Origin of the sequence: Streptomyces coryli (genome assembly GCF_011044975.1) — a bacterium.
In the GTDB taxonomy this organism is placed as follows: domain Bacteria; phylum Actinomycetota; class Actinomycetes; order Streptomycetales; family Streptomycetaceae; genus Streptomyces; species Streptomyces coryli.
The window spans coordinates 1-11,135 of sequence record NZ_JAAKZV010000254.1 but is presented as its reverse complement, the minus strand read 5'-3'; the positions used below and the strand labels follow the sequence as shown (position 1 = coordinate 11,135).

At 70.7% G+C, this 11,135-nt stretch carries 13 protein-coding genes; 8 read left to right on the top strand and 5 right to left on the bottom strand.

The genetic code is table 11. The features are described 5' to 3' along the window. Positions 1–751 (bottom strand): SDR family NAD(P)-dependent oxidoreductase (locus tag G5C51_RS34865; protein WP_165243646.1); only part of this gene is annotated, 751 nt, incomplete at its 3' end. Positions 752–973: 222 nt separating this feature from the next. Here G5C51_RS34865 and G5C51_RS34860 point away from each other — a divergent pair. From G5C51_RS34860 to G5C51_RS34840, 5 genes are all read left to right on the top strand, one after another. Further along, positions 974–1,384, top strand: coding sequence for an RbsD/FucU family protein (locus G5C51_RS34860; protein WP_240930129.1), 411 nt, complete (start codon positions 974–976; stop codon positions 1,382–1,384). Next, positions 1,381–2,934, top strand: a complete 1,554-nt coding sequence (locus G5C51_RS34855; RefSeq protein ID WP_240930128.1) for a sugar ABC transporter ATP-binding protein — start codon at positions 1,381–1,383, stop codon at positions 2,932–2,934. Before G5C51_RS34860 ends, G5C51_RS34855 begins: the two co-directional genes overlap by 4 nt. Positions 2,935–2,972: 38 nt before the next feature. Continuing rightward, positions 2,973–3,983, top strand: coding sequence for an ABC transporter permease (locus G5C51_RS34850; RefSeq protein ID WP_165243642.1), 1,011 nt, complete (start codon positions 2,973–2,975; stop codon positions 3,981–3,983). 12 nt (positions 3,984–3,995) lie between these two features. Beyond that, a complete protein-coding gene (locus G5C51_RS34845) occupies positions 3,996–4,958 on the top strand; it encodes an ABC transporter substrate-binding protein (protein ID WP_165243640.1) in 963 nt (320 codons plus the stop codon). A 64-nt stretch (positions 4,959–5,022) separates the two neighbouring features. Next, a complete protein-coding gene (locus G5C51_RS34840; protein ID WP_206314659.1) occupies positions 5,023–6,024 on the top strand; it encodes an alpha/beta fold hydrolase in 1,002 nt (333 codons plus the stop codon). Here G5C51_RS34840 and G5C51_RS34835 read toward each other — a convergent pair. Continuing rightward, the gene (locus G5C51_RS34835; RefSeq protein ID WP_165243636.1) at positions 5,990–6,448 is read right to left on the bottom strand and encodes an Lrp/AsnC family transcriptional regulator; all 459 of its coding nucleotides are present in this window, start codon (positions 6,446–6,448) and stop codon (positions 5,990–5,992) included. The genes G5C51_RS34840 and G5C51_RS34835 overlap by 35 nt on opposite strands. Before the next feature lie 83 nt (positions 6,449–6,531). Between G5C51_RS34835 and G5C51_RS34830 the strand changes: the two genes are divergently transcribed. Both G5C51_RS34830 and G5C51_RS34825 read left to right on the top strand, forming a co-directional pair. After that, positions 6,532–7,173, top strand: coding sequence for a LysE family translocator (locus tag G5C51_RS34830; protein ID WP_165243635.1), 642 nt, complete (start codon positions 6,532–6,534; stop codon positions 7,171–7,173). Between the two features lie 116 nt (positions 7,174–7,289). Beyond that, positions 7,290–8,213, top strand: coding sequence for a DUF459 domain-containing protein (locus G5C51_RS34825; protein ID WP_338118412.1), 924 nt, complete (start codon positions 7,290–7,292; stop codon positions 8,211–8,213). Here G5C51_RS34825 and G5C51_RS34820 read toward each other — a convergent pair. Further along, on the bottom strand, positions 8,180–8,929 hold the full coding sequence (locus G5C51_RS34820; RefSeq protein ID WP_165243631.1) for a Clp protease N-terminal domain-containing protein: 750 nt from the start codon (positions 8,927–8,929) through the stop codon (positions 8,180–8,182). The two genes, G5C51_RS34825 and G5C51_RS34820, sit on opposite strands and share 34 nt — an antisense overlap. A gap of 60 nt (positions 8,930–8,989) precedes the next feature. Next, positions 8,990–9,640 (bottom strand): DedA family protein, encoded by a 651-nt coding sequence (locus G5C51_RS34815; RefSeq protein WP_165243648.1) that lies wholly within the window; start codon positions 9,638–9,640, stop codon positions 8,990–8,992. Between the two features lie 270 nt (positions 9,641–9,910). Between G5C51_RS34815 and G5C51_RS34810 the strand changes: the two genes are divergently transcribed. Continuing rightward, positions 9,911–10,507 carry a superoxide dismutase family protein gene (locus tag G5C51_RS34810; RefSeq protein WP_165243629.1) on the top strand — a complete coding sequence of 199 codons (597 nt, stop codon included), beginning with the start codon at positions 9,911–9,913 and terminating at the stop codon, positions 10,505–10,507. Here the strand turns inward: G5C51_RS34810 and G5C51_RS34805 are convergent. After that, on the bottom strand, positions 10,488–11,135 hold a 648-nt coding region (locus tag G5C51_RS34805; protein ID WP_165243627.1), incomplete at its 5' end, for an AraC family transcriptional regulator. The two genes, G5C51_RS34810 and G5C51_RS34805, sit on opposite strands and share 20 nt — an antisense overlap.

Genomic DNA, 11,135 nt, shown 5'->3' with positions numbered 1-11,135 from the left:
GATACGGCTCCGCCCCACCCGGGCACACCAGCGCCCGCCCCGCCAGGCTCTCGTCCGCTATCAGCCGCACCACCGCCGACGCGATGTCCTCCGGCGCCAACACCGGCGGCAGCCGGTCGAGGTCCGGACCGCTCATCGTCGCGCGCACCCGGCGCGAAGACGGCGTGTCGACCATGTCGGGGCAGACGCAGTTCACCCGGACACCGGCCGACTCCCGAAGGGGAGCGCAGCCCGCCGTCAGGCGGATGACCGCCGCCTTCGCCGCCGCGTATTCGGGGACCCGGTGCGGGTCGGTGCCGAGGCCGGCGATCGAGGCCATGTTGACGATCGCGCCGCCGCCGCGCTGGGTCATTGACGCCAGCGCGAGCTGGGTGCAGAGCATCAGGGCGAGCAGGTTCAGTTCCATCACGGCGCCCCATTCGCGGCGGCCCGAGTGCGGGTAATACGGTCCGTCGACGCCGCCGGCACCGTCGGTGCCGGGGTCCAACACACCGCCCGCGTTGTTCACCAAGATGTCGATGCCGCCCAGCTGGGCGGTCGCCGCCCGCATCGCCGGGGTCACGTTCGAGCGGTCCGACAGGTCGGCGGGTACGAAGACCGCGCCCAGGGCGCGGGCCGTCGCCTCCCCGGCCGTCGGGTCGTGGTCCACTATCGCGAGCTTCGCGCCGTCGTCGGCGAGCCGTGCGGCCACCGCCGCGCCGATGCCCGTCGCCCCGCCTGTCACCACTGCGGTCTTGCCGGCTGTCTCCATGGAGCCTCCGGTGCTTCGAGAAATCGATTTCTCGCCTGCCGTGGCCGGGTCGTACCGCGGCGTCCTCGGGGGCCCGGCTCTGTTCCCGGGCTTCGCGTGATTTTCCTGCGGCAAGGCCATTGACCTCGGCTGTCGCGCGCTTTTAACCTCCCCGTGAAATCGATTCCACGCGACTGGCCTCCCTCCTCAGCCCCTCCCCCAAAGGAGCGCGACGCGGTGCTCATGAACATCCACCCCTACCTCACCGGGGACCTGCTGCGGCATCTGGACGCCATGGGCCACGGTGACACCGTAGTGCTCGCCGACGCCCACTTCCCAGCCGCGCGCACGGCCGCCGCGCACGGGCGGATCCTCGACTTCCCGGGTGTGACGACCCCGGGCCTGCTCGCCGCCATCAGAACCGTCATCCCGCTCGACGAGCACGAGACGGCGCTGTACCTGATGAGTTCGCCGGACGGGCGGCTGCCGGTGCAGGACGAGCTCATCGGCGCGGCGGGCGCACAGGCCAAGGACGTGCGGGAGCTCCAGCGCGGTGACTTCTACACCGCCGCCGAGGCCGGCTTCCTCGTCATACGGACCGGGGAGACCCGTACCTACGGCAACGCCATCCTCCGTAAAGGAGTGGTCTCTTGAGCACCGAAAACACCGAGTCCCTCCTCCGCGTCCGCGGCGTCGGAAAGGCCTTCCCCGGCGTCCAGGCCCTCCAGGACATGCACCTCGACCTCGCGCCCGGCGAGGTGCTCGCCCTCGTCGGCGAGAACGGGGCCGGCAAGTCCACCCTCATGAAGCTGCTTTCCGGGATCTACACCCCGGACGCGGGCGAGTTCTTCATCGACGGCGCGCAGGTGCGCATCGACGGGCCGCGGCACGCGCAGCAGCTCGGCATCAGCATCATCCACCAGGAGTTCAACCTGATGCCCGACCTCACGGTCGCGCAGAACATCTTCATCGGCCGCGAGCCGCGCGGCCGGCTGCTGCTGCGCGACCGGGAGCTGGTCGCCCGCACCCGCGAGCTGCTCCAGCGCCTGCAGCTGCCGCTCGACCCGAACGCCCGCGTCGGCACGCTCACCGTCGCCCAGCAGCAGATGGTCGAGATCGCCAAGGCGCTGTCGTACGACGCGAAGATCCTGATCATGGACGAGCCGACGGCCGCACTCAACGACGCCGAGGTCGCCGCCCTGCACGACCTCATCCGGCGCTTCGTCGCCCCGCGGACCGGCGTCATCTACATCTCGCACCGCATGGACGAGCTCAAGGCGATCGCGGACCGCATCACCGTGATCCGCGACGGTCGTTATGTCGACACGCTCACGACCGAGGACGCCTCCATGCAGGACGTCATCGCGCGGATGGTCGGGCGGGAGATCGACACCGGCGCCGGCCCTGAGGGCGTACGGGACGATCGCGAGACCGTGCTCAGCGTCGCCGGGCTGAGCACGAAGGCGCTGCTCAAGGACGTCTCCCTGGAGCTGAAGCAGGGCGAGATCCTCGGGCTCGCCGGGCTGATGGGCGCCGGGCGTACGGAGGTGGCGCGGGCGATCGTCGGGGCGGATCCGGTGGAGTCGGGGACCGTGACCCTGCGCGGCACGCAGGTCCGCATCAAGAATCCCGCCGACGCCGCCGCCCACCGCATCGGCTATCTCTCCGAGGACCGCAAGCGGCTCGGGCTGCTGGTGGAGCAGGACGTCAGCGCCAATATCGGGATCAGCTCGCTGCAGGAGCGCTTCCTCTCCCGCGGCTTCGTCAACGACCGTGCCGTACGCGAGAAGTCGAAGGAACTCGTCGCCGCGCTGCGCATCCGCACGCCGTCCGTCGACCAGCCCGTCAGAAACCTCTCCGGCGGCAACCAGCAGAAGGTCGCGCTCGCCAAATGGCTGGTCAAGGACTGCGACATCCTCATCGTCGACGAGCCGACCCGCGGCATCGACGTGGGGGCGAAGGAAGAGATCTACCGGCTCCTCAACGAGCTCGCCCAGCAGGGCAAGTCCCTCATCATGATCTCCTCCGAGCTCCCCGAACTGCTGCGCATGGCGCACCGCATCGTCGTGATGAGCGAGGGCCGGGTCACCGGCGAGCTGACCGCGGCGGAGGCCACCCAGGAGAAGGTCATGCATTACGCGACGCTGCGGCCCAGCCCCGGCGACGGCGGCGGTGACGGAGACAGCGACGCGCACGCGGCCTGACCAGCACACCCCCCACGTACGAACCGAAGGAACGAACCATGACAGCGCCCGCAGCCGTAGCGCCCGACCAGGAGCAGCAGCCCGAGCGGCCCGGCGGACTGGCCGCCCTCAAGGGCAAGTTCCAGCAGCTGCTGGCCTTCGCCAGCCTGGTCGTCATCGTCCTCTACTTCTCGATCGCCAGCCCGAACTTCCTCAACTACAGCAACATCACCTCGCTGCTCTTCTCGACCGTCGTGATCGGCACGCTGGCGCTGGGCGCGACCTTCGTGATCGTGGCCGGCGGGATCGATCTGTCGGTGGGCACGGGCATGACCCTGTGCGCGGTGATGTCGGGTGTCTTTATCGTCAATTGGGGCGTGCCGATCTGGCTCGGGGTGCTGATGACGCTCGCCTTCGGCGCCCTGATCGGCCTGGTGAACGGCCTCAACGTCACCTTCCTCAAGCTGCCGCCCTTCATCGCCACGCTGGCGATGATGCTGGTGGCGCAGGGGCTGGCGCTCGTCATCTCCAAGAGCGCGCCGATCTACTTCGAAGGCGACTCCGGGTATACGGACATCTCCACCGGCTCGATCATCCCCGGCGCGGACTTCCCGAACGCCGTCCTGATCCTCGCCGCCGCGGCCCTCATAGGCGGCATCGCCCTCAACCGCACGCTGCTCGGCCGCTACACGTACTCGATCGGGTCCAACGAAGAAGCCACCGGCCTCTCCGGCATCGACGTCCGCAAGTGGAAGATCATCATCTACGTCGTCTGCGGCCTCTTCATCGGCCTCGCCGGCGTCCTCATCTCCGCCCGGCTCGGCTCGGCGCAGCCCGCCACCGGCATGGGATACGAGCTGCAGGCCATCGCGGCGGTGGTGATCGGCGGCACGTCGCTGTCCGGCGGCAAGGGCTCGATCGTCGGTACGGTCATCGGCGCCCTGATCATCTCGGTGCTGAACAACGGCCTGCAGATCACCTCGGTCCCGCAGGAGTGGCAGAACGTGATCCTCGGCTGCGTGATCGTCGCCGCGGTCTACGCCGACCAGGCGCGTAAGCGCACGGCCTGAGGGGGCGGCAGGATGCGGATCAGGCGACTGACGGCCGCGGCCGGCGCGGCGACGGCGATGGCGCTCGTGCTCAGCGGGTGCGGTGGTGACGTGAACGGGGACGGCAGGAAGCCGTACATCGCGATCGTCTCGAAGGGGTTCCAGCACCAGTTCTGGCAGACGGTGAAGGAGGGCGCGGAGAAGGAGGCGGCCAAGCGCGGGGTGGAGATCAGCTTCGAGGGCCCGGCGACGGAGTCGGAGGTGGAGGCGCAGGTCAACATGGTCTCCAACAGCCTCGGCAAGAACCCCGACGCGATCGGTCTGGCGGCGCTCGACTCCAAGGCGGTGGAGCCGATGCTCAAGCAGGCGCAGCGGGACAAGAAGCCGGTGATCGCCTTCGACTCGGGCGTCGACAGCGACATCCCGCTGACCACGGCCGCCACCGACAACAAGGCCGCGGCCGCCGAGGCGGCGAAGCACATGGCGAAGGCGCTGGGCGGCAAGGGGCAGGTGGCCCTGGTCGTGCACAGCCAGACCGCGGCCTCCGGCGTCGACCGGCGGGACGGCTTCGTCGACTGGATGAAGAAGCACGCGCCGGGGATCAAGCTGCTGCCGGTGCAGTACGGCGGCGGCGATCAGACCAAGTCGGCGGACATCACCAAGTCGATCATCGCCGCGAACCCGCGTCTTGACGGCATCTACGGCTCCAACGAGGGGTCCGCCATGGGCGTCGTCCAGGGCGTCAAGGAGAGCGGCAAGGACGACCTGAAGATCGTCGGCTTCGACTCGGGACAGGGGCAGATCAACGCGATCAACGAGGGCCGGATGATCGGCGCGATCACCCAGGACCCGGCGGACATCGGCGCGCAGGTGGTGGCGGCGGCGGTACGGGCGATCAAGGGCGAGAAGCTGCCGAAGGTCATCGAGACCGGCCACTACTGGTACGACCGCACGAATATCGACGACCCGAAGATCGCGCGGGTGCTGTACCACTGACGCCTTCTTTGCCGGAACGGCAAAGGTGCTGGGAGCGGTGGCAACCATGCCGCACGATTGGATCATGACGCCATCACCCCTGGTCCACCGCACAGTTCCCGGCCCCGCCGGCCGGATCCACCTCGTAGAACAGGGCGCTGGCCCACTGGTGCTCCTGCTGCACGGCTTCCCCGAGTCCTGGTACTCCTGGCGCCACCAGCTCCCCGCGCTCGCCGCCGCGGGCTACCGCGCCGCTGCCGTCGACGTACGCGGCTACGGGCGGTCGTCGAGACCGGCCGACGTGGCCGCGTACCGGATGACGGAGCTGGTCGAGGACTGCGTGGCGGCGGTGCACGGCCTCGGCGAGCGGACCGCCGTCGTCGTCGGCCACGACTGGGGCGCGGGGATCGCCGCGAACAGCGCGCTGCTGCGGCCCGACGTCGTCACCGCCGTGGCGATGCTCAGCGTCCCGTACGCGCCGCGCGGGGGGCCGCGGCCGAGCGAGATGTTCGCCGGGATGGCGGGCGGCGCCGAGGAGTTCTACGTCAGCCGGTTCCAGGAGCCGGGGCGGGCGGAGGCGGAGATCGAGCCGGATGTGCGGGGGTGGCTGGCCGGGTTCTACGCCGCCTTCTCCGCCGACACCATGCCGGGCCCCGACGCTCCCGACCCGCACTTCGCCGCCCGGGACGGGCAGTTGCGCGACCGCTTCCCGGCCGGGCCGCTGCCGGGCTGGCTGACCGAGGCCGATCTCGACGTCTACGCCGGTGAGTTCGAGCGCACCGGAATGGCGGGCGCGCTGGCCCGCTACCGCAACATGGACCGCGACTGGGAGGACCTCGCCGACCTCGACGGCGCGCCCATCACCCAGCCCTCACTCTTCCTCGGCGGCGGCCGCGACGCCTCCACGATGTGGCTGGCAGCGGCCATCGAGGCGTACCCGAAGACGCTGCCGGGCCTGGTCGGCTCGCACATCCTGGAGGACTGTGGCCACTGGATCCAGCAGGAGCGCCCGGACGAGGTCAACCGCCAGCTGCTCGACTGGCTCGACGGCCTCAGCCGTCCAGCGGGAAGCCCTGATCTTCCTTGATCAGCTTCATGCTCATGTGCGACGTGAGCTGACCGAGCCCCGGCAGGTCCGCCAGCACCTCCGAGTGGAAGCGCTCGTACGCGGGGAGGTCCCGCACCGCCACGCGCAGCAGGAAGTCCGGCTCCCCGAAGAGCCGATGGGCCTCCACCACCTCCGGACGGGAGGCGACGATGTCCTCGAAGGCCGCCACCGTCGCCCGGTCCTCCCGCGCCAGCACCACCGTGACGAAGACCTGGAAGCCGCGGTCGACGGCCGCGCCGTCGAGCAGCGCGCGATAGCCGCGGATCACCTCGTCCCGCTCCAGCTGCCGCACCCGGCGCAGGCAGGGCGACGGGGTCAGGCGGACCCGCTCGGCCAACTCGGCGTTGCTGAGGCGGCCGTTCTGCTGCAGCTCCCGCAGGATTCTGCGGTCTATCCGGTCCATGGCGCAATATTCTGCCCGCAGTTCGCCGCCCCGGGCCATAAGTCACCAGCGGCTGCCAGGACGTCGGCCCTAGCGTCGACGCCATGGATACCCGACTGCTGCTGCTCTTCCTGGGAGTCGACGTCCTGCTGATCCTCACGCCGGGACCCGACTGGATGTACATCGTCGCCCGCGCCCTGCGGCAGGGCCGCGAGGCCGGGCTCTACGCGGTCGCGGGCATGGCCACCGCGTATACGGCGCACACGCTGCTCGCCGCCGTCGGCCTCGCGGCCGCCTTCGCCGCGCTCCCCGGGGCGCTGGTGGCGCTGCGCTACGTGGGCGCGGCCTACCTGGTCTTCCTCGCCGCCGGGCTGCTCCTGTCGCTGCGGCAGCGCCGGGGCGACCGACGGCAGCGGCTCGACCGCGCGGTGGCTGAGGCGAGCCCCGCGAAGGTACTGCGGCAGAGCCTGCTGACGGCACTGCTCAACCCGAAGGGACTTCTCCTCTACCTGGCCCTGATCCCGCAATTCGTCTCCCCGGAGGCGGCCTTGCCGCTCGGCGCGCAGACGGCGGTGCTCGGGCTGCTGCACGTGCTGTGCTGCTCCGCGGGTTACGTGCTGGTGGCCCTGGCCGCGGCCCGCGCCGGCACCGCGCTCGGCCGGAGTCCGAGGGCCCGGCGGGGCATCGGGGTGGTGTCGGCGGTGCTGCTGCTCGGAGTGGCGGGAGTTACGGCGGGTGTGCACTGACCCTCGACCTCGGGTCCCGAGCCCCCTACGCTACCGGCCAGTTAACTCCGATGTGAGGGAGCGACCGTATGCGGCACCGGCGCTGGGTATGGCCGCTCTTCGCGGGACTGCTTTTGGTGACAGCTGTCGGCTGGGGCGCGGCCGTGTCCGTATCGGACGGGGGCGCGGGGGATGACGGCGCGAGCGCCGAGCCCGGCCAGGTGCAGTGGTCCGACAAACCGGGGAAGGCAGCCGGCGCGAAGCCGACCCGGAGCGCGGCACCGACGCCGACCGCGACCGCGCCGAAGGCCCCGGACGTCCCGCACCGCGTGCTCTACCTCGGCGACTCGCTCGCCATGGAGACCCAGAACGAGCTCGGCAGCTGGCTCCGCCGCACCGGCGCCGCCTACCGCAGCGAGCCGGTCGGCGGCACCACGCTGTGCGACTACATCCAGGGCCGTAAGGGCGACTCGCTGGTCAAGGCCCGGCAGAAGGCCGCGGCGCTGGTGGCGAGCGAGAAGCCGGGCGTCGTGGTGATGCAGTTCTGGGGGAACGCCTGGGGCTATACGCCCTGCATGGACAACATCAAGTGGGGCACGCAGGAGTACTACGACCGCTACGCGGCCGACGCCCGCGCCCTCACCGAGCAGATCGAGGACGCCGCGAAGGAAGCCGGCACCCCGCGCCCGCGGATCGTCTGGGTGCTGCAGCCGCCGGACGCCCTCAATCCCGCCCGCACCGACGGCGTCAACGACATCTACCGCCGCCAGGCCAAGGCCGCCCGCGACCTCACCGCCGATGTGGGCAAGCGGCTCGGCGGCCCGGACGGGAAGTGGGCGGAGCAGGTGGACTGCGACGCGTACGAACAGTCCCACGGGCTGTGCAAGAACGGCCGGGCGGCGCTGCATCGCAGCGACGACCCCCAGCACTTCTGCCTGGCCAAGCCGGTCGAGGGCGGCCGCCCCTGCCCGGTCGACTCACCGGGCATCACCCGCTACAGCCGGGTGGTGACGGCCACCGTCGACGGCTACTTCAAGCCGTCCAGCAGCGGCAGCAGGTAGTCCTCCGAGCCCTGCCGGGTGATGCCGAGGTCGGCGAGGACCTTGGCGCCGTCGCTGCCCTCGTTGCGGAGCAGTCCGAGGAGGATGTGCTCGGTGCCGATGTAGTTGTGCCCGAGCCGGAGGGCCTCGCGCAGGGCGAGCTGCAGCGTCTTCTTCGCGCCGCCGCTGAAGGTCGTGGCCTCGGCGTCGGAGAGCTTGACCGGGCGGTCCGGGGCGGCGCCGTTATCGTCCGTCGCGAGCCCGAACTCCGCCTCGTAGGCCTCGCGGACCATCGCGACCGCCGAGCCCTGCGCGTTCATGGCCTTGGCGGCCAGCCCTTCGGGCTCCTGCAGCAGGCCGAGCACGAGATGCTCGGTGCGGACCTGCTCGTGCCCGTACCGCCGCGCCGCGGCCTGCGCCTCGACGACGACCTGCCGGGCCCGGAGCGTATAGCGCTCGAAGGAGAAGGCGGTCTTGGTGAGATCGTCACCGTCCTTGGCGACAAAGCGCTTCTGCGCCGCCTGCTTGCTCACGCCCAGATGCTGGCCGATATCGGTCCAGGAGGCGCCGGCGGTACGGGCCTGGTCGACGAAGTGACCTATGAGGTGGTCCGCGAGCTCTTCGAGGCGGGTGGAGACGACGACCGCGTCCTCGAGGTGGGTGAGGGGGTCGGCTTCGGGGTGGAGGCGTTTGACGAGATCGATCAGTTCATTGAGACGTACGGGATTCGCGTCCATGCGTCAACCGTAGGTTGACGGTGACTGTGTCGTCAACCCGGGGTTGACGATTGCTTTCGGCTAGGCCGGCTCGACCTGCCTGCGTGACCGCCGCCGCGGGTGCTTCACGAGATACGCCGCCCCGGCCCCGGCCGCGAACAGCGCCAGAATCGACACCAGCGTCGAGACCCAGCCGGTCCCGAGCCACTGCCCGCCGAAGTACCCGAGCGTCACGCCATACGCCGCCCACACGACCCCGGCCAGCGCCGACCACGGCAGGAACTCGCGCACCTTGCGATGCGCCGCACCCGCACCGAGGCTCACCACCGACCGCCCCGCAGGCGCGAACCGGGCGAGCACCACCAGGGCGCCGCCGCCCCGGGCGAGTGCCGCACCGAGGCCCTCCTGCGCCGCGGACAGGCGGCGGGAGCGGGACAGGGCGCGGTCCAGCCGGGCGCCGCCGCGCCAGGCCAGGCGGTACGCGACCAGGTCGCCGAGCACCGACGCGGTGGCGGCGCAGGCGACGAGGCCGAGGAGTTCGGGCAGATGGCCCCCCTGGTCCAGCACCGCCGTGCCCTTGCGGACCGCGGTCGCGGCGGTGGACGTACCGGCCGCAGCGGCGGCGGCCATGATCACCAGGGCGCCGCTGGGCAGCACCGGGAGGAAGACGTCGAGGAGAACGGAGGTGCCGATGACCAGGTAGATCCAGGGGGAGTCGGTGAGCGACCCCAAGAATTCCACGGCAGTACTCCAGTCGGTTCCTGCCGCGAGGACCTGTGTTCACGCTTGGCGGCTAGGTCAGTTTTCGTTCCTGTACAGCGTACGCCTCGGTAGGTGCGTGATGTCCCGGGGGTTCCTTGATGTTGTTCGAATCACGCTTGCCCCTTCTTTACCACGGTCACCCGGATGCCTCGCGCGTACGGCACGCTGCGGCCACTCGGGGCGGGGAACGTGTTTGGCGTAACCGACTCAGTACGCGTTTCAACGAGGAGGACGGCGGCGATGGTGGCTAAGGCCAAGGGTGCGGGCGTAGTAGTGGCGTTGGCGGCGAGTCTGACCGTGATGGGCGGTGCGGCGCCGGCCGGTGCGCAGAGCGCTCAGGGGGATGGGTGGCTGGTGAAGTCGGGCACGTTCTCGCCTGCGGTGGGGGCCGGCTCCGGCTCCGGCGACGCCGTGACGTATGACCGGGAGCTCGTGCCGGAGGGGGCGGACATCGCCGTCGTGGAGCGCACCACCGGCAAGCGCACCTATCTCCTGCTCGGCGTGCGTGGCCTCAAGGCGGACCGCGAGTACGGCGCCCACATCCACACCAAGCCGTGCGGCGACGACGGCGATGCCGCGGGGCCGCACTACCAGGACGAGGCAGATCCGGTGACGCCGTCAGTGGACCCGGCGTATGCGAACCCCCGCAATGAGGTGTGGCTGGACTTCGCGACGGATGGGGAGGGCGCGGCGCACGCGTTCGCCGCGCAGGACTGGCGCTTCCGGAAGGGCGGGGCGATGTCGTTGGTGCTGCACGAGGAGAAGACGCACACGGGGCACGGGGAGGCGGGCATGGCCGGGGACCGGCTGGCTTGCTTTACGGTGCCGTTCGCGTAGTCGCGACGCGGTCCCGGTGATCGCTGTCCCGGTGATCGCTGGGCCGCATGCCGCGCAACCGCTTGAACGCCACGCTCAGCGCGAAGGCATTGGCGTAACCCACCTTCTTCGCGATGGTGCCCACCGTCAGGTCGGTCTGCCGCAGCAGATCCGCGGCCAGAGCGATCCGCCAGCTCGTGAGGTAGGCCATCGGCGGTTCACCGACCAGCACGGTGAACCGCCGGGCGAGCGCGGCCCGCGACACCCCTGCGCCGGCCGCCAGCTCTGCCACCGTCCAGGGGCGGGCGGGGTCGTCGTGCAGCAGCCGCAGCGCGGTCCCCACCACCGGGTCGTCCAGGGCGCGGCACCAGGCCGGGGCGTCGGCGTCCGGGTTGTCGAACCAGGTACGCAGGGCGGAGACCAGCATGAGGTCGAGCAGCCGGTCCAGGACCAGCTGCTGTCCTGGGCGGTCTTTGACGATCTCCTCGGCCATCAGGTCCGCTGCGAAGGAGCTGGCCTCGGCTGGTGCGAGGAGTACGGGGGGCAGGGAGTGCAACAGCCTTTCGCTGAGCTCGCCTTGGCGCTCGAAGGCGCCGCTCAGTAGCACGGTGGCATCTGCGGAGGGGGTGGGCATTCCGCAGGTCCGGGC